This is a genomic window from Lysinibacillus sp. 2017 (assembly GCF_003073375.1).
GTDB lineage: Bacteria > Bacillota > Bacilli > Bacillales_A > Planococcaceae > Solibacillus.
This window is the reverse complement of record NZ_CP029002.1, coordinates 3,541,694-3,559,062: the sequence shown is the minus strand read 5'-3', so window position 1 is coordinate 3,559,062 and position 17,369 is coordinate 3,541,694. Positions and strand designations below refer to the sequence as shown.

Below are 17,369 nucleotides of genomic sequence, written 5' to 3'. Positions count from 1 at the left end.
AAATTGTACTTTTCTTTTTGTAAAGGAAAGGGGATAATCTTTGTTTTTATTAATTATGCTTTTTCTTTTAAAGCTTGTTGGTGAGCTGCCTTTGCTTCCTCGACTAGTTGAGGGGACTGTAAAAATTCATAGCCAGTTTGCGCTAAAGCGATTGCACCTGTTACGAGTGCCTGATAACCCAAGTCAGAATTGGCCGCTTCACGGAATTCGTTTGTATGGGCAATTAAATCATCTGGTCCAATTTTAATATAGCCGTGTGAAGTAGGAACTTCATAGCTAATATTACCAGCATCAGTTGAACCCAGTGAACGATGACCACGAGGATGTACGTTTTCTCCAAGACTGCTTAATTTACTGGCTAATTGTTGATCGACCACTTCGTTTACAACAAGGTCTTTTACTTCGTTTTGGAAGCGTTCGATTTTTACTGTAGCACCAGTAGCAAGTGCTGCACCTTCTGCAATTTTACGGATTTTGTTTGATATTTCTTCCGTTTTTGGCCAAGAAGGAGCACGGATATAAAATCGTGCAGCTGCATATTCTGGTACGATATTTGGTGCATCCCCACCATGTGTAATAATGCCGTGAATACGTACATCGGATGGTACATGCTGACGAAGCGCGTTAATCCCATTGAATAATTGAATGACTGCATCAAGTGCATTAATCCCTTTATCGGGTGAGCCGGATGCATGTGCTGCTTTTCCGTAAAAATGGAAATCTAATGGATCTACAGCAAGTGATTCATTCGTTACCCCTGTTTTACCAGAAGGGTGGAGCATAAGCGCGACATCGACATCTTTTAAATAGCCGTGGTGAACGAAGCTACCTTTTGCACTACCGTTCGGGCCACCTTCTTCGGCAGGTGTTCCAAGTACAACAATTTTCCCACCGATTTCACTTACGTTTTCCGCTAAGGCAATGGCAGCGGCTGTACTTGTTACACCAATAATATTGTGACCGCAAGCATGGCCAAGACCAGGTAATGCATCATATTCTGCTAAGTATGCAATGGTTGGCCCTGGTTTTTTGCTATCCTTTACGGCATAAAAGCTTGTTTCATGGCCTGCCACAGCTGTTTCTACTTCAAAATTAGCGTCGCGTAATACTTGAACGAGCTGTTCACTGGCGAAGAATTCTTTGTTGCCGATTTCTGGATTCGCATGAATTGCTTTACTTACCGTAATATATTTTTCCTTATTTTGTTGAATTGATTGTGAAATACGTGCACTGCCGTCAACTGTAATTGTCATTTTAAAATCCCCCTTATTTAGAAATCTCTTTTAACTCTTTGAATGTAGTTTGTAATTCATCATTTGATAAAATCGTTATAACTTGGCCACCTTTTGTATCTTCTTTGATGGCTTTTTCAATTTCTTCTGTATGGTAGGCTTCAATAATTTTCTGATATACTTCATTGTCTTTATCTTCTGCACGTGCAGCAATAATGTTGACATATGGGAAGACACTTTCATCCTCACTTAACTCACGGTAAATTGGATCTTCCCCTGGGTTAAGACCAGCTTGACCAGCAATCCCGTTATTAATGATAGCGGCCGTTACATCTGGTAATACGTGTGGTGTTTGTTGAGCTGTCATTGGAATGATGTCTAAGTTTAATTTGTTTGCTGTAATTTTTGTTGGATCCCCAAATAATCCGAAGTCGTCTGCTAGTTCTATAAATCCTGCTGATTCTAATAAACGTAATGCACGTGCTTGGTTTGATGCATCGTCAGGAATGGCAATTTTGTCGCCTTCTTTAATTTCATTGATATCTGTAATTTTTTTTGAATATAACCCAAGTGGTGCAAACACGGTAGAGCCTAATGGAATTAAATCGTTGCCACTTTCATTTGTATAGCTAGCTAAAAATGAAATGTGTTGGAATGCATTTAAATCAACATCGCCATGTGCTAATGCGTTGTTTGGTAAGATGTAGTCTTCAAATTCAACTAATTCAATTTCGATGCCTTCTTTAGCCAATTTTTCTTTTAAGATTGGCCATTGTGCACCATCTGCACCGTTGACACCAATTTTTACTACGCTGCTTTCCTCATCTCCGCAGGCTGCTAAGGTAAATATTGCTAATGCTGTGAATACTAAAAATAATAATTTTTTCATGAATGATTTGCTCCTATCGTCTTAATATTTTTTTTGCTAATGCGTTGCCTAACCATTGTGCAAGTTGTACAAGAATAATTAATATAATGACGGTGACGATCATGACACTTGTATCGAATCGTTGGTAACCGTAAGTGATTGCGATATGACCTAAACCACCTCCACCAACTGTTCCTGCTACTGCTGAAAAGTCGATTAAACTAATTGTGACGAATGTTAAACCTAAAATTAGAGGTCCAAGTGCTTCAGGGATTAACACCGTAAAAATAATTTGAAACGGGCTGGCTCCCATTGCTTTTGCTGCCTCTATAACACCGGGGTCAATACCAATAAGATTTGTTTCCACAATTCGTGCAATCCCAAATGCAGAAGCAATGGTCATTGGAAAGACGGCTGCGGATGTTCCAATTGTGGTCCCCATTACTAAGCGTGTGAGAGGGGATATAGCCACTAAGAAAATAATAAATGGAACAGGTCGAATAATATTAATTAAGATATTTAGTAAGTTAAATGTAATTTTGCTTTCAAGAATATTGTTTTCTCTTGTAACAAATAAAAGTAAACCTAGCGTTATACCAAGAATTGAACCGAAAAGAAGCGTTAAAATGACCATAAAAAGTGTTTCACCTGTTGCTTCTGCAATCCTCGGCCAAAATGTATTCCAATCAACCTTCATTTAATAAAACCTCCTCTACTTCTACAATTTGTGAAAGTTCTTCTATTACATAGTTCACTTGTGCATCATTACCTTTAAATGAAACGAGAAGATTGCCAAACATTTTATTTTGCAATTCTCGTACCGATCCGTAAATGATATTGAACGGTACTTGATGTTTTTGTGTAATTTCAGAAAGTAATGGGTTATGAGTTAATGAGCCTTTAAATAATATTCGGTATAAATGTTGTCCACCAGATTGCTTCCATTCTTTTAAAATGTGTTCGGATGGCATATCTTGATGTACAGATTGGATAAAGCGTTGTGTTGTCGGATGTTGTGGTTGGGTGAAAACGTCGTAGACATTGCCACTTTCAATGACCTGTCCATTTTCCATAACAGCAACACGATTACAAATCGTTTGGATGACATGCATTTCATGTGTAATTAGTAAGACAGTAATCCCGAGTTCTTCATTCACGCGTTTTAATAATCTCAATATATCCGCTGTTGTTTCAGGATCTAGCGCGGAAGTTGCTTCATCGCAAATTAAAATATCAGGGTTTGTAGCAAGTGCACGAGCGATTCCGACTCGCTGCTTTTGTCCGCCTGATAATTGTTCTGGGTAATCCTTTGCTTTTTCAGATAACCCAACAAACTTTAATAATTCTGCAGTTCTTCGCTCAATCTCACTTTTGGATTTGCCTGCAAGTTTTAATGGATAAGCGATATTTCCTGCTACAGTACGCGAGGTCATTAAGTTAAAGTTCTGGAAAATCATTCCGATGTTTCGTCGCAATTGACGAAGCTCTTTTTGAGAAATTTTCGCTAAGTCCGTACCGTTAACGGTAATGGAGCCGGTTGTTGGCTGTTCTAGAGAATTAACTAATCGCAGTAACGTACTTTTTCCTGCGCCACTAAAACCGATAATGCCAAAAATATCTCCTTTATGTACCGTTAAATTTACATTTTTAACAGCGTGCACTTCACGGTCTTTCATTTTGAATGTCTTTGATATATTTGAAAATTCGATCATTTAAAAACCTACTTTCATTCCCTTGCAAAAGTTATTTTTAAAACAAAAAAACCTCTCGTATCATAAAAAATAAGATACGAAAGGTTGAATAGACTTCATCACTTTTGATCTTATCTTCCAAGTTTACACTTGCAGGATTTGGCACAATGCTAAAATAGCTGTTGCCGAGACTTCAAAGGGCCTGTCCCTCCATCTCTCTTGATAAGAAAATATATTCAGTTGCGTTTGATATGTTCTTAATCTTAAATCCAAGTAATTCTATTGTCAATAACTATATTTAAATTTTCAGAAAAAATTTTTTTTAAGATGTTATTATTAAAGTTCATGATGAAACTAATTTGAAGGTAGGAACATGGAACGGATAAATTAGTAAAAATGAGGGTAATTATAATAAAATATAAGATAATAGTTCATTGAAAAGGAGGAATAAAGATGAATCCATGGCTTTTAGCTACCGTTATTATTTTAATCGTTGCAGTCGTTGCTTTAGTTGGATGTATTGCAGTCGTTGTTGTCCCGCTAAAAAATACGATTACAATTATTTTGTCACATGTAGAGGGGATTCAAAAGCAGCTAAACGGAGTTCAAACGCAAACAACGGCACTTACGTCAACGGTGGACCGAATGAAAACGGATATTGACTATAAGAAAACATCGTTTCAAGCTCTTGTCCAATCGGTAAAAGATTCAGGAAATATGTTAAATGAAGTGTCTGAGTCTACACAAAAAGCGACGCTAGCCATTGTGAAGAATGTTCAAAACGATGCACAAAAGCAAGCGGAAGTCGAGCAATGGACGAACATCGCGATGGGCTTTTTAAATCGAAAAGCGCAGTAATAGTAAACAAAAAACGCTTCGTCTAATTATATAATCGACGAAGCGTTTTGGTTTTACTCTAATACATCTTCATAGTTAGGATTTTTGGTGAATTGTGCCTTCGCAAATGGACAAAGTGGAACGATTTTTTTGCCGTTTTCTCGTGCAAACTCAACAAAAGTTTTCACCATTTCTTGTCCAACACCACGACCACGTGCCTCATCGGCAACACCTGTATGATCAATAATGAAAAATTGGTCACTAGACTTAACGAAGGTCATCTCCCCAAGCTCTTTACCATTCTCTGTAGCAATTACACGTTTTTCCTCAATTAAAATTTGCAATGGTTTATCCCTCTTTTCGAATATATTGAAGTGCTCCAGATGACGGCAGCTACTTCATCGGTTGATGCAGCGTCTGCAATAATCCACGGCTTTCGCTTTGTATCAAAAACATTAGGACTCCCACGGACACAATTTCCTGAACGCTCACAAATATCGGTAAAAAATACATCGATATGATCGCCAATGTATTTTCGGTAACCTTCATTTACTAATTGTTCTTCCTTCATAAGTCACCTGCCTCTAAATAGATAGGAATACGTATATTACACATACCCTAAAACGATGTATTTTTAACAAATAAACAAGGTAATGCACCTTATAAATGTAATAATTATCCTTTTGTTTTAAAAGAAAGCGTTTTTATTCTGTACTACAACAGAAGATGCTGTTTAAAGATTTAATTTTCTATTTTGTGTTTTAGACCTCCAAAAAACGAGTGTCACAAAGTGTTCAAAGAAAGCGTTTTAATTATGAATACATTGTGAAAAGCTATCGATTTCACTTTCTTTTTAAAGAAATCGGAGTAGAATGGGATTCAAGTAAGGTGTTATACAACAAGTCGCGAAAGTCATTGGGGAATGAACGATTTTATAATACAGATTTGAAATCAAAGGAGAAATGAAACATGTGGGTAGTAACCGTTTTTAACAGTCAAAATGATATTCGTATGTTCGAATATACAACGAAAAATGAAGCATCTAAAGAATTAGCAAAATATAAAAACGCCGTATTATCATATACAAAATAAAAGGAGCGATAAACCATGTGGGTAGTAACAGTATTCAATAATCCAAATGATATTCGTATGTTCGAATACACAACAAAAAATGAGGCAGCGAACAAATTAGCAAACTATAAAAATGCCGTATTATCATTTACAAACTAAAAACAGTAGCCTGTGCTACTGTTTTTTTGTGTTCTTAATAAGGTGCATAGTGTGCTCCTTTTAATAAGTAATGCAGCAAATAGTGAAGAGCTATTATCCATGGTTGGTGTCTTTAAAACAATTGAATTTGCTATTTGATATGTTAGTAGGACATACAGAAAAATTAGAACATATTTTATGATTTTCTCAATTATTATGTGAACATGTAGATAAGCGAGAAAATATGAAGGTTAAAAAGGAGAGGATTCAACGAAGTGAGAAACTTCTTCTTTTTGTTTTGGGAAAAAGCAATCTTTAAATTTAAAAGTGAAATCCATTGAAGTAGAATAACTTTGCTTTAAACATATAATTATCGTTGTATTGTAGATTTTTTATCTATTCTGTTATAAATATTATTTGAGGTGTCCATAAGTTTTTAGTTGGAGTATTTGTGAACATAGAGGAATATTTGGCTTTGGAAGGTTGACGAAAGTTGAATAATGTAAGATAATTCTAGATGGTAATAATAATTATTTTATAATAATTATAAAGATGATTTACGCATATATAAGGAGGAAATTTAAAATGGCTTTAATCGGTAAAGAAATTGCAGAATTCAATGCAAAAGCATTCCAAAACGGTGAATTCATCGACGTATCTTCAGAAAACTTCAAAGGACAATGGTCAGTAGTATGCTTCTACCCAGCAGACTTCACTTTCGTTTGCCCAACTGAATTAGAAGACTTACAAAACGAATACGCTACATTAAAATCTTTAGGAGTAGAAGTTTACTCAGTATCAACTGACACTCACTTCACTCACAAAGCATGGCACGATTCTTCTGAAAAAATCAGCAAAATCGAGTACATCATGATTGGTGACCCAACGCACACAATCTCTCGAGGCTTCGACGTATTAAACGAAGAAGACGGTTTAGCAGAACGTGGTACATTCATCATCGATCCAGATGGTATTGTACAAGCTTACGAAATCAATGCTGGTGGTATTGGCCGTGACGCTTCAATTTTAGTTAACAAAATTAAAGCAGCTCAATATGTACGTAAAAATCCAGGTGAAGTTTGCCCAGCTAAATGGCAAGAAGGCGGCGAAACTTTAACTCCAAGCTTAGACTTAGTAGGTAAACTATAATTTTAAGTTTGAACGATGTTTCGTTTTAAATAACAACACACAAAGCGGCAAAAACAACCTTCATGGCTTGATTTTTGTCGCTCTATTTTTAATTAGGGAAAATTCAAGGTAAGCTCTCTATCTTTACATATAGATGAAAAGAGGTGAACAGCTTGCTGTATTAGAGAGAGAATGGCTACTTATTTTTTGAAAGTAAACAATAAGCAGTGTTCATGCAGCAGCAAAGACAATGTTAGATAATCAAATTAAAACACAATTACAACAATATTTAACAATGCTTGAAGGGGATCTTGTCCTAAAAGTAAGCGTGGGTGACGATAAAACATCCGGGGATATGTTAGAGCTAGTAGAAGAAATTGAAAAAATGTCTCCACGCATTACCGTGCAACACGCCGTTTTAGATCGTACACCAAGCTTCAGTGTGAATAAAGCGGGCGAAGAATCGGGTGTGGTATTCGCAGGGCTACCACTTGGCCATGAATTCACTTCGCTGGTCTTAGCGTTATTACAAGTTTCAGGTCGTGCACCAAAAGTAGATGCGGCAGTTGTAAAACGTATTCAAGCGATTAAAAAAACGATGAAGTTCGAAACGTACGTAAGCTTAACTTGTCACAACTGCCCAGACGTTGTACAAGCATTAAATATTATGTCTGTATTAAACCCGAACATCTCAAATACGATGATCGAAGGTGGCGCATTCCAAGAAGAAATTCAAGCGCGCGACATTATGGCGGTACCAACAGTATTCTTAAACGGCGAAAACTTTGGTGGCGGTCGTATGGAATTAGAAGATATTTTAACAAAACTTGGTGAAGTATCGGATGGTTCAGAGTTTGAAAATGTTGAACCATTTGACGTATTAGTTGTCGGTGGTGGTCCAGCGGGTTCTGCTGCAGCAATTTACTCAGCACGTAAAGGGATTCGTACAGGTATCGTGGCAGAACGTTTTGGTGGTCAAGTAAACGATACGTTATCGATCGAAAACATTATTGGTACGAAAGCGACTGAAGGTCCAGCATTCGTATCAAGCTTAGAAGCGCATGTATTAGATTACAATGTTGATATCATGAAATCGCAACGCGTAGCGAAAATCGAGAAAAAAGATTTCGTTGAAGTCACATTAGAAAATGGTGCCGTATTAAAAGGGAAAACAGTGATCCTTTCAACAGGAGCACGTTACCGTCAGCTTGGTGCGCCAGGTGAAGAACAGTTCAAAAATAAAGGCGTTGCTTACTGCCCACACTGTGATGGTCCGATTTTTAAAGGAAAAGATGTAGCTGTTATTGGTGGAGGTAACTCAGGTGTTGAAGCGGCAATCGACCTAGCGGGTATTGTCAATCACGTAACGTTAATTCAACGCAGCGAAGAGTTAAAAGCTGATAAAGTGTTACAAGAGCGCGTTCGTAGCTTAAAAAATGTAACAGTTATTACAAATGCACTAACTCAAGAAATTACAGGTACAGATAAAGTAAACGGCTTAACTTACACTGACCGAGTGTCTGGTGAAGAAAAGCATGTTGCGCTAGAAGGTGTCTTCATTCAAATTGGTTTATTACCAAACACTGAGTTCCTACAAGGTGCATTAGAAATGAATGAACGCCATGAAATCGTCATTGATAAACATGGTGCGACTAGCATGCCAGGTGTATTCGCAGCAGGTGACTGCACAGATACCGTGTACAAACAAATCGTCATTTCAATGGGTTCAGGTGCAACAGCAGCACTTGGCGCATTCGATTATATGATTCGTAACGTTCAAAACCGTGAGTTAGTAGAAGCATAAAAGGAACCTTCAATCTTTGGACGTCTTATTGTCCATTATTGTGAGCTAAAAGAATCCGTTGTACGCAATTTGTACAACGGATTTTTATATGTTTTTAAACGAGATCGCCAAAGATTTCAGTATTCACTTTTTGATAAGCTTTCATAATTTGATGTTGGTCTTCTTTATGTTGTGTGATTAAAAATTGGGCGGCAGATTGTAAGTTTCGAGAATCATTTCCTAAAATTTGCTGCATTACTTGTTCTTTTAATAAGGCTTCGTAATTTGTATTCATTATCATTGCTCCTTTTGATTTCAACTATTCATTAAATACATGACATTGAAACCAAATGGAAGGGTATTTTCTGTAGTAAAGAAAATCCTTTCGTTTCGGTTTCGCACAATGAGTATGGTTAGTGTTCATACTCTGCACCTCCTATCCTCGTAGGTATAACGGTTTGTACTTGAAAAGGCAGGTCTCCTGGCTTATCGATTAAACGCACCACACCCTACTATTTTCGGTAATAGTGGTATTTGTGAGGGACTTTCGAGTTACAGTTGCGGGACAGCGACGGATTCACACCGTTCTTCCCTTTTCATCAAACGTTTAAGCTTGAACCTTTTCCGCTAGAATCATAGTGATTCTAAGATAGCTACCTGAAAACCTCATAGGGGAGAGTTAAAGCAAATAGCTATCTTACAAGCACTAGTTTTAAACAACAAAAAAAGCCATCTTCTACAATGGAAGTGGCTTTCAATACGCGAAAATCAAATCAAAAAAGTGCACAAAAATCATGCTCATTGAATGTCGTTTGTCGTACTTCTGTCATCACCACCTATTTCCACGTAGGCACTTGGTGTGTACTGAAATTGGCAGGTCTCCTGGCTTATCGATCAAACGCGCCTTACACCTTCCCGTATTAAAACAGTGGTATTTGTAAGGAACTTTCGAATTACAGTTGCGGGACAGCGACGCATTTTCAACGTACTTCCCTTTTAAGCTTATTTTCATAAGCACCAATTTTTACACGATATGTAGTTGCTATTACTATAACATAAAGCAAAATAAAAAAAATAATATTTTGGCGAAATAGTAGCAGTGGATTTAAGTTTAATCTATTAAAAGTGTATTTTTTTATTTTTTGGGGAATACGTATTAATAGAATGATTTAGGAGGTTTTTTTATGAAGAATGATAAAATTAAACATAAAAAAATGGATAACCCAGATATGCTAAACACGGACAAGGAAAGTATTTTTGATAAAGACGAACAGATGAAATACGTTGATCCGATTCCAGTTGAAGAGTTAAATGATGAAGTGAAAGACGAAAAAAACAAGGATGAAACAAAATCTACTTCAGGCAGTGAACGAAAAAATCAACCAGATTAATAGTTTAAGCGGTTTTGCAAAATTCAACATGCAAAATCGCTTTTTTGTTCTTCGGCACAGTTTAACGGGTTGTCAGGTAAAGTTGTTATCGATGAAACACTGACAACACGAGAAAGTGGATTTATCAATTTATGGCTATCGCGTAATGAAGTGTTTATAATTGAAATAATCTGTAAAATGAAACGGGTAGCAGGGAAGCTAACGACTTTTGATGAAAAGCGCCTTAAAAAATGAAAGGCTGCCTAAAAGATGATTTTAGGTAGCCTAAATTTTTATTAAAAGTTTTCTTTTGGAAAAATATCATGAATGGATTGCGATAGTTTCAAGGCATTCAATTGAAATTGTTTATAATATTTTTCCGAACCAGCACCACCGATGAAAAAGGAAATGTCCCGATGCGCTTGTGCCAATTTTTCGAGGGTGAAAATCGATTGTGCGTGCTCTGTGAACGCTATATCCGTTGAACCTGTCAGTAAGACAATTATTGGCTTTTTCAATGCAATAGTTGACTGGATAGCTGTTGGCGCGGGTGATGGACCGAGCATCGATGTCTGATAGCCGCGCAGCATACATTGGATAAGTAAAATTTGCATCGGAATTTCATGTCTTTCTCCAGGTAGACAGCTTCCTAATACAAGTGGTGCATCTTCAGGCACGAAAAAGTGTCGACGAATATGACTTAAAAAGTCACGAACGGTTTGGCTGCTAATTGCTTCTTGATATTCCCCCCAAGCGTTTTCACACCAAAGTTGCCCGACTTCGTGTAAAAAAGGAATGATAATTTCTTCAATTAGCTTCTCGACACCGAATTTATGAAGTGCTTGCTCAAGCAAATGCAGAATTTCTTGTTCATTTCCCTCTGTCCCAGCCTGAATGAGGGCGTTTCTAGAATGGATAACCGGGTTTACTTCAAGCGAATTTTTTAGTTTCGAATAATGTTCAATCGCTTGTTTAATTGTCATACCGCTATTCGTAAGGGAAGTAAGTCCTATTAAGGTTTGTACTTCATCTTCGCTATACATTCGATAACCATTGTCTAATCTTCGAGGCTGGATAATTTGATAGCGATCTTCCCATTTTCGTATCACCTGTTTGGACAGTCCTGTAATTTCAGCGACTTGTTGGATTGAATAAGATGTGGGATTCAAATTTAAAGCACCTCCTAACGAAATAATTATTAAGTTCTATTCAATCGAAAAAAAAACTACTTGTCAAATGTTTTTCATTTCCTGTACAATGTTTGTATAAGGTTTGAAAAGGGTAAGGATTTTTATAAGATAAAGTTATCTATGGTCAGAGTAGGTAACAAGGCTAGAGATTAACACGGAGGAGGAAATGATATGTCAAAACATCCATTAGAAAAATGGGGTCAAATTATGGGCGGAAAAAATACACGATGGATTGTTGCATCGTTATGGATTATTTTTGCAGTCGTATTTGCTCTTATTTTCCCACAAATTAACAGTGTAGAAAATTATGTGGGTGAAGAAATCCCTGACACGTATACATCCGTACAAGCAGGGGGAATTATTGAAGAGCAATTCTCTTCAAATAGTGGAATTCCGCTATTAATTACTTGGTATAAAGATGCGGGATTAACAGAAGCAGATTTAACAAACATTCAGCAACTATATAAACAATTAGCAGAGGATCCGTTAGATGGCCAACAAACATTGCCACCATTCCACGAGATGCCTGTTCAAGCGTTAATGGGCGCAGTATCGGAAAATGGGAAAGCCATTGTAACACCAGTGTTTTTCTCACCTGATAAAAATAGTGATGTATTAAAAGAAAACTTAGCTAATATTAAAGAAAGAACAGAAGCACAATTTGGTGAAAATCCGTATGAGACAAAATTAGATGATGACGGCTTACATGCACGTTTCTCTGGTCCAGTAGGGATTTCGATCGATGCGACGGACTTATTCAAATCAGCAGACTTCCAATTAATGGTTGCCACTGTCTTGATTATTTTAATCATTTTATTAGTAATATATCGTTCACCAATTTTAGCAATTATTCCACTAGTTGTAGTCGGAATCGCGTATTTAGTTGTGAGTCCATTACTAGGTGCGATGGCTGACCATGGCTGGATTGATAAGGATGCACAGGCAGTAGCCATAATGGTTGTATTACTGTTTGGAGCAGGGACGGATTATTGTATCTTCTTAATCACACGTTATCGTGATGTATTATTAGTCGAAGAAAACAAATTTACAGCTTTGGCAACAGCCGTACGTGAATCGGTAGGGGCCATTATTATGAGTGGCTTAACGGTCGTAATTGGTTTAGCAACATTAGCTTTAGCAGATTACGGTGCATTCCAACGCTTTGCAGTTCCATTTAGCTTTGGTGTACTTGTAACGGGCTTTGCGGTTGTCACATTACTTCCAGCGGTTCTTGGAATTTTAGGCCGAGCAGCGTTTTGGCCATTTGTTCCTCGTACAGTAGAAGCAGAAAAAGTCCATGCAGAAAAGAAAAACAAACCATATAAAGAGCGTAAGCCAAATCACCGATTCATGCGTGCTGTGGGTGAGTTTGTAACATCGAAACCTTGGTTAGTTATCATTGTTGCTGGTGTGATTTTAATTGGTCTTGCGATTACTTCAACAAATATTAAATACAACTATGATTTAATTTCTTCATTCCCAGAGGATATGCCTTCACGTGAAGGGTTTACAATTATTGCTGAAAACTTTACACCAGGTGAATTAGCACCCGTTCAGCTTTTAGTGGATGGAGAAGGTACAGACCTAGACATCACAAAAGAGTTAGAAGCATTACCATATGTAGGTCTTGTGGAAGACATGCGTACAGGAGAAACAAAGAAAAACATTCAACTTTATGAAATCGATTTAGACAAAGACCCTTATTCAAATGCTGCAATGGATGACGTTGAGCAAATGAAAGAAGATGTAAAATCGATTTTAGCTAAGCAAAACTTAGAAAATAATGAGTTTTGGATCGGCGGCGAAACAAGTGCACAGCTTGACCAAAAAGTAGTTCAATTGGGTGATGAAAAACTAATTCAACCAGTAATGATTATTATTATTTTCCTTGTATTGTTAGTGTACTTACGTGCGATTGTCACATCGATTCAAATCATGATTACCGTATTGATTTCATTCTTCTCAGCATTAGGAGCAGGATGGTTAATTATCCATTACGGTTTAGGTCATGAAGCGATGGCAAGTGCGATACCATTGTATAGTTTCGTATTCATTATCGCACTCGGAAATGACTATAACATTTTCATGATCTCGGATATTTGGAAAAATCGTAAGCGCGGTATTCCGCATAAGCAAGCGATTTCAAAAGGGATTGCCTCAACGGGTGCGGTTATTACATCGGCTGGGTTAATTTTGGCAGGTACGTTCTTAGTATTAGCATCATTACCGATTCGTTTATTAGTACAGTTTGGTATTGTAACAGCAGTAGGGGTATTACTCGATACATTCGTTGTACGCCCATTACTTGTACCGGCGCTCATTACGGTGTTTGGTAAATGGTCATATTGGCCGAATAAGAAATTGAAATAATAAAAAGCGTATGGAATTTAAGATTCCATACGCTTTTTTAGTGATTTCGCGCTATTTGGCACGAAATCTATTTTTCTAATGCTGTGTAAGAGAGCCGGATTGTAGGCGGTACATCAATTCATACTTACCACCAAGTGCAACAAGCTCATCGTGATTGCCGTACTCGACAATTTCACCACGGTCTAATACTAAAATTTTGTCTGCGTTTTTAATCGTTGATAAACGGTGGGCGATGATAAATGTTGTACGCCCTCGTTTTAAGACGTCCATCGCATGCTGAATAATTTCCTCTGTTTCTGAGTCAATATTCGATGTCGCTTCATCTAAAATTAAAATCGCAGGGTCAAATGCTAATGCGCGGGCAAATGAAATTAATTGGCGCTGACCAGATGAAAGGGTACTACCTTTTTCAATAACTGGTTCATCTAGGCCTTTTTCAAATTTTGCTAACACACGATCCCCACCAACGGCTTCTAATGCCTTTTCAATCGTCTCACGTGAAATACGTTCATCGTTTAAGCTGACATTTGTTGCGATTGTTCCAGTGAAAAGGTATGGGTCTTGCAATACAATCCCCATATGCTCACGAATTGCTTGACGCGGTAATTTTGTAATATCTTGACCATCAATAATGATGCGCCCTTTTTGTGGATCATAGAAACGGAACAGTAAATTCATAATTGAACTTTTCCCTGAACCTGTATGACCAACAAGTGCAATCGTTTCGCCTTGTTTTGCTTCAAAGTTAATGTCTTTAAGTACGTATTCATCATCTTTATAAGCGAAGGATACATGGTCAAACACGACATTGCCTTTATAGCGGTCGATACGGTCTTTACTTACATCTTCACCATTTTGATCTAACAGTTCAAATACACGAGAACCTGCTACAAGTGAGCGTTCTAACTGCGAGAACTGATTTACAAGGTTTGTAACTGGGTTGAATAAACGTGTAATGTAATCGACAAATGCATACAGCGTACCAGCAGAAACTGCTTCTGGGAGTGTCATTGATTGAGTACCAAAGTAGAACACGAACACTGCAAACATACCTAAACGTAAAATATTGACTAAGTTATGCGATGTTGCTGAATCTAAAATCAGAAGCTTACGGTTGTAATCATAATGCTCATCATTCATCTCATCGAATTCGATCTTCATTTGATCTTCTCGACGGAACGCTTGAATAATGGTCATCCCGTTAATCGATTCGTTAATCATTGCATTAATATCTGCAATTTTTGTACGAATGACATGATTGTATTGCGATGCGTATTTACGATATAAAACCATCCAAACATAAACGATGGGAATAACGAGTAGCGCAAATAAAGCCATCTTCCAATTTAAAATAAATAATGCGATATAAACCCCAGCAATGGTAATGAAGCTGTTCGCAAATTGGGAAAGCACCGTTACATATAGATTACGAATCGCCTCGGTGTCATTGGTAACACGCGCAACAACTTTACCAGCAGGTAAGTTATCGAAGTATTCGATAGGTAGCTTTTGAATATGCCCGAATACGTCTTTACGTAGCTGTTGAATAACATGGTTTGACCCACGTTGTAAGTAAATATTCATTAAATAACGGAACACCGCTGTTAATACAGATAGTAGGAAGAAGATGGCGAGTAAAATCGCAATCGGCTCTACTTTTAGAGTTCCTGGCTCCATATAATGGTCGATAATATACTTAGCAATAAACGGGCTTGCAATATCTGCTGCAACACCGAGTGTTAATAAGAATAATCCGATTAAAATCGGTTTTTTAAATTTTAAAGCGTATAAATACAGTCGTTTCGATGTACTCATTCCGCCACCTCCTCTAGCTGCTGGCGGTCAAATTGCTCTTTGTACCAACCACCTAAATGAAGGAGTTCTTCATGTGTTCCACGTTCCACGATGAAGCCATCGTCAAGTACGATAATTTCATCTGCATGTTGAATACCAGATAAGCGGTGTGTGGAGATAATTGTTGTCTTTCCAGCACGCTCTGTTTGAATGTTTTCGATAATTTTTGATTCTGTTTTCGCATCTACTGCAGATAAAGAATCATCTAAAATTAAGATTTCTGGATTTTTAATAAGCGCACGTGCAATAGATACACGCTGCTTTTGTCCACCTGATAAAGAAACTCCTTTTTCACCAACGAGCGTTTCAATGCCCAGTGGTAAATTCGCTAAATCTTTTTGGAAGTCAGCAAGGCGAATTGCTTCATCAATATCAGCGGGCGATGCCTGTTCTTTTCCGAACAAAATATTTTCACGAATCGTACGAGAAAATAGAACATGGTCTTGTGGTACATAGCCAATCCAGTCTAAAATTTGTTCTTTCGTCATGTTCGCAAGGTCCGTGTCATTAATGACAATTTGACCGTTACCAAGTGGATACTCACGAAGTAACTGACGAATGAATGTTGTCTTCCCAGCACCTGTTTTACCGACGATGCCAAGCGTTTGCCCTTTTTGCAAATTCAATGAAATTTGCTGTAAGTTTTTCATTTGAGATAGTGGATATTTGAACGTGAATTCTGAAAATCCGATTGAGTTTGGTGATGCATATGTTGTTGGTGATGCCGGATTTTGAACGTCTGCTTCGTAATCTAATGTTTCTTGAACACGGTCTAATGAGGCACTACCTTGCTGCATAACGTTAATCAGCTCACCAATAGCGAACATCGGCCAAATGGCTAAACCTAGGTAAACGTTAAACGACACAAGCTGACCAACAGTAAGTTCATGGTTGGAAACAAGCACCGCACCGTAGCCAAGCGCAATGACATAACAAATTCCTGTACCGATTTTTGTGATTGGCATAAATAAACCGTTAATATAGGCAACTTGCATGTTTTTCTCAAAGAGATCTCCGCTCATTTCAGAAAAACGGTCTTCGTCTTTATTTTCTTGCACGTAAGCGCGAATAACACGTGTACCTGCAATTGATTCTAGGACGCTATCGTTCATTTCTCCGAAAGCTCCTTGTGCGGTCATATAGCGTTCGTGCACAATTTTCCCTAAATACTGTATGATGATGGCCATCACAGGAATCGGCAACATCGCAAAAATTGTTAGCTTCCATGAAATGAAGAAGCCCATTGCTAAAATAATCAGTGCCATGAACACGGTTGAATCAATAAGTGTCATAACCCCGAAGCCGGCCGTTAACGTTACCGCATTTAAGTCATTTGTGGCTTTTGCCATAAGGTCACCGGTACGATTTTTTTCGTAAAATGTTGGCGTCATTTTTAAAAATTGCGCCATTAATTTTTTTCGTAAAATACGGTCAAGTGCGATGGCACCACCGAATAATTGATATTGCCAATAGAAGTTCAAAGCATAACTGAAGATTGCTGCGAGCAAGATAAAACCAACATACTTAAATAATTGCGTACTGTCCATTTCACCATTTGTCATGGCATCAATTGCTTCACCTAAAATCCATGGTGGTAACACTTCAATCACACTGGCAAGAATTAGTAACGTAATGGCAAGGGTATATTGTTTACGATACTGTTTAAAAAACCATTTTAATTTTACAAATACATTAAACATACATTAACCTACTTTCTTTCTGGGATGTCTTTGAGCTACCCATCATCATATCGATCCTGTTTTAATAGTTTTCGTTGCATGAGAAAAGTCATAATCATGCCCTCCTAAAATTTTTTTACACTAAATTGGCGGTATCC

At 37.5% G+C, this 17,369-nt stretch carries 17 protein-coding genes and 3 riboswitches; of the genes, 7 read left to right on the top strand and 10 right to left on the bottom strand.

The genetic code is table 11. The features are described from left to right. Positions 1-53: 53 nt before the first annotated feature. Genes DCE79_RS17390 through DCE79_RS17375 form a run of 4 tightly spaced genes read right to left on the bottom strand, consistent with a single transcriptional unit; the run spans position 54 to position 3,812 of the window. Entirely contained in the window at positions 54-1,253 is a 1,200-nt protein-coding gene (locus DCE79_RS17390) for a M20 family metallopeptidase (RefSeq protein ID WP_108714210.1), read from the bottom strand. A gap of 13 nt (positions 1,254-1,266) precedes the next feature. Next, entirely contained in the window at positions 1,267-2,121 is an 855-nt protein-coding gene (locus DCE79_RS17385) for a MetQ/NlpA family ABC transporter substrate-binding protein (RefSeq protein WP_108714209.1), read from the bottom strand. A 13-nt stretch (positions 2,122-2,134) separates the two neighbouring features. After that, on the bottom strand, positions 2,135-2,797 hold the full coding sequence (locus tag DCE79_RS17380; RefSeq protein WP_108714208.1) for a methionine ABC transporter permease: 663 nt from the start codon (positions 2,795-2,797) through the stop codon (positions 2,135-2,137). Beyond that, a complete protein-coding gene (locus DCE79_RS17375; protein ID WP_108714207.1) occupies positions 2,787-3,812 on the bottom strand; it encodes a methionine ABC transporter ATP-binding protein in 1,026 nt (341 codons plus the stop codon). The genes DCE79_RS17380 and DCE79_RS17375 overlap by 11 nt, the downstream gene beginning before the upstream one ends. 107 nt (positions 3,813-3,919) lie before the next feature. Beyond that, positions 3,920-4,020: riboswitch (SAM riboswitch) on the bottom strand. Positions 4,021-4,244: 224 nt separating this feature from the next. Between DCE79_RS17375 and DCE79_RS17370 the strand changes: the two genes are divergently transcribed. Further along, the gene (locus tag DCE79_RS17370; RefSeq protein WP_108714206.1) at positions 4,245-4,649 is read left to right on the top strand and encodes a DUF948 domain-containing protein; all 405 of its coding nucleotides are present in this window, start codon (positions 4,245-4,247) and stop codon (positions 4,647-4,649) included. A 53-nt stretch (positions 4,650-4,702) separates the two neighbouring features. Here the strand turns inward: DCE79_RS17370 and DCE79_RS17365 are convergent, their stop codons facing one another. Both DCE79_RS17365 and DCE79_RS17360 read right to left on the bottom strand, forming a co-directional pair. Next, the gene (locus tag DCE79_RS17365) at positions 4,703-4,972 is read right to left on the bottom strand and encodes a GNAT family N-acetyltransferase (RefSeq protein ID WP_108714205.1); all 270 of its coding nucleotides are present in this window, start codon (positions 4,970-4,972) and stop codon (positions 4,703-4,705) included. Beyond that, positions 4,960-5,199, bottom strand: a complete 240-nt coding sequence (locus DCE79_RS17360) for a (4Fe-4S)-binding protein (protein ID WP_369916789.1) — start codon at positions 5,197-5,199, stop codon at positions 4,960-4,962. Before DCE79_RS17360 ends, DCE79_RS17365 begins: the two co-directional genes overlap by 13 nt. A 398-nt stretch (positions 5,200-5,597) precedes the next feature. On the opposite strand from DCE79_RS17360, the gene DCE79_RS18880 reads away from it, so the two are divergent. The 4 genes from DCE79_RS18880 to ahpF all read left to right on the top strand — a co-directional run bounded on the left by DCE79_RS18880 (position 5,598) and on the right by ahpF (position 8,769). Then, entirely contained in the window at positions 5,598-5,720 is a 123-nt protein-coding gene (locus tag DCE79_RS18880) for a hypothetical protein (protein ID WP_255417957.1), read from the top strand. Between the two features lie 15 nt (positions 5,721-5,735). Next, positions 5,736-5,858: a hypothetical protein gene (locus tag DCE79_RS18875; RefSeq protein ID WP_255417956.1), complete on the top strand. Its 123-nt coding sequence runs from the start codon at positions 5,736-5,738 to the stop codon at positions 5,856-5,858. A 564-nt stretch (positions 5,859-6,422) separates the two neighbouring features. Next, on the top strand, positions 6,423-6,986 hold the full coding sequence (gene ahpC / locus DCE79_RS17355) for an alkyl hydroperoxide reductase subunit C (RefSeq protein WP_108714204.1): 564 nt from the start codon (positions 6,423-6,425) through the stop codon (positions 6,984-6,986). A gap of 229 nt (positions 6,987-7,215) precedes the next feature. Next, positions 7,216-8,769 (top strand): alkyl hydroperoxide reductase subunit F, encoded by a 1,554-nt coding sequence (gene ahpF, locus DCE79_RS17350; protein WP_108714203.1) that lies wholly within the window; start codon positions 7,216-7,218, stop codon positions 8,767-8,769. A 94-nt stretch (positions 8,770-8,863) separates the two neighbouring features. On the opposite strand, the gene DCE79_RS17345 is transcribed toward ahpF, so the two are convergent. Then, positions 8,864-9,043: a hypothetical protein gene (locus DCE79_RS17345; RefSeq protein ID WP_108714202.1), complete on the bottom strand. Its 180-nt coding sequence runs from the start codon at positions 9,041-9,043 to the stop codon at positions 8,864-8,866. Positions 9,044-9,201: 158 nt separating this feature from the next. Then, a riboswitch (cobalamin riboswitch) is annotated at positions 9,202-9,386 on the bottom strand. Between the two features lie 216 nt (positions 9,387-9,602). Next, positions 9,603-9,785, bottom strand: a riboswitch (cobalamin riboswitch). A 147-nt stretch (positions 9,786-9,932) separates the two neighbouring features. Here DCE79_RS17345 and DCE79_RS17340 point away from each other — a divergent pair. Beyond that, positions 9,933-10,139: a hypothetical protein gene (locus DCE79_RS17340; RefSeq protein WP_108714201.1), complete on the top strand. Its 207-nt coding sequence runs from the start codon at positions 9,933-9,935 to the stop codon at positions 10,137-10,139. 275 nt (positions 10,140-10,414) lie between these two features. Here the strand turns inward: DCE79_RS17340 and DCE79_RS17335 are convergent, their stop codons facing one another. After that, positions 10,415-11,287: a MerR family transcriptional regulator gene (locus DCE79_RS17335; protein WP_108714200.1), complete on the bottom strand. Its 873-nt coding sequence runs from the start codon at positions 11,285-11,287 to the stop codon at positions 10,415-10,417. A gap of 192 nt (positions 11,288-11,479) precedes the next feature. Between DCE79_RS17335 and DCE79_RS17330 the strand changes: the two genes are divergently transcribed. Continuing rightward, a complete protein-coding gene (locus DCE79_RS17330; protein ID WP_108714199.1) occupies positions 11,480-13,678 on the top strand; it encodes an MMPL family transporter in 2,199 nt (732 codons plus the stop codon). Positions 13,679-13,753: 75 nt separating this feature from the next. Here the strand turns inward: DCE79_RS17330 and DCE79_RS17325 are convergent, their stop codons facing one another. Both DCE79_RS17325 and DCE79_RS17320 read right to left on the bottom strand, forming a co-directional pair. Continuing rightward, positions 13,754-15,493: an ABC transporter ATP-binding protein gene (locus DCE79_RS17325; protein WP_108714198.1), complete on the bottom strand. Its 1,740-nt coding sequence runs from the start codon at positions 15,491-15,493 to the stop codon at positions 13,754-13,756. Further along, positions 15,490-17,232: an ABC transporter ATP-binding protein gene (locus tag DCE79_RS17320; RefSeq protein WP_108714197.1), complete on the bottom strand. Its 1,743-nt coding sequence runs from the start codon at positions 17,230-17,232 to the stop codon at positions 15,490-15,492. Before DCE79_RS17320 ends, DCE79_RS17325 begins: the two co-directional genes overlap by 4 nt. Positions 17,233-17,369 lie beyond the last annotated feature (137 nt).

Bases quoted from the DNA above. Each gene is read 5' to 3' on its own strand.
- DCE79_RS17360 (WP_369916789.1), bottom strand. From the start codon at position 5,199: ATGAAGGAAGAACAATTAGTAAATGAAGGTTACCGAAAATACATTGGC.
- DCE79_RS17340 (WP_108714201.1), top strand. From the start codon at position 9,933: ATGAAGAATGATAAAATTAAACATAAAAAAATGGATAACCCAGATATG.
- DCE79_RS18880 (WP_255417957.1), top strand. From the start codon at position 5,598: ATGTGGGTAGTAACCGTTTTTAACAGTCAAAATGATATTCGTATGTTC.
- DCE79_RS17380 (WP_108714208.1), bottom strand. From the start codon at position 2,797: ATGAAGGTTGATTGGAATACATTTTGGCCGAGGATTGCAGAAGCAACA.
- DCE79_RS17390 (WP_108714210.1), bottom strand. From the start codon at position 1,253: ATGACAATTACAGTTGACGGCAGTGCACGTATTTCACAATCAATTCAA.
- DCE79_RS17320 (WP_108714197.1), bottom strand. From the start codon at position 17,232: ATGTTTAATGTATTTGTAAAATTAAAATGGTTTTTTAAACAGTATCGT.
- DCE79_RS17345 (WP_108714202.1), bottom strand. From the start codon at position 9,043: ATGAATACAAATTACGAAGCCTTATTAAAAGAACAAGTAATGCAGCAA.
- ahpF (WP_108714203.1), top strand. From the start codon at position 7,216: ATGTTAGATAATCAAATTAAAACACAATTACAACAATATTTAACAATG.
- DCE79_RS17385 (WP_108714209.1), bottom strand. From the start codon at position 2,121: ATGAAAAAATTATTATTTTTAGTATTCACAGCATTAGCAATATTTACC.
- ahpC (WP_108714204.1), top strand. From the start codon at position 6,423: ATGGCTTTAATCGGTAAAGAAATTGCAGAATTCAATGCAAAAGCATTC.
- DCE79_RS17330 (WP_108714199.1), top strand. From the start codon at position 11,480: ATGTCAAAACATCCATTAGAAAAATGGGGTCAAATTATGGGCGGAAAA.
- DCE79_RS17370 (WP_108714206.1), top strand. From the start codon at position 4,245: ATGAATCCATGGCTTTTAGCTACCGTTATTATTTTAATCGTTGCAGTC.
- DCE79_RS17325 (WP_108714198.1), bottom strand. From the start codon at position 15,493: ATGAGTACATCGAAACGACTGTATTTATACGCTTTAAAATTTAAAAAA.
- DCE79_RS18875 (WP_255417956.1), top strand. From the start codon at position 5,736: ATGTGGGTAGTAACAGTATTCAATAATCCAAATGATATTCGTATGTTC.
- DCE79_RS17375 (WP_108714207.1), bottom strand. From the start codon at position 3,812: ATGATCGAATTTTCAAATATATCAAAGACATTCAAAATGAAAGACCGT.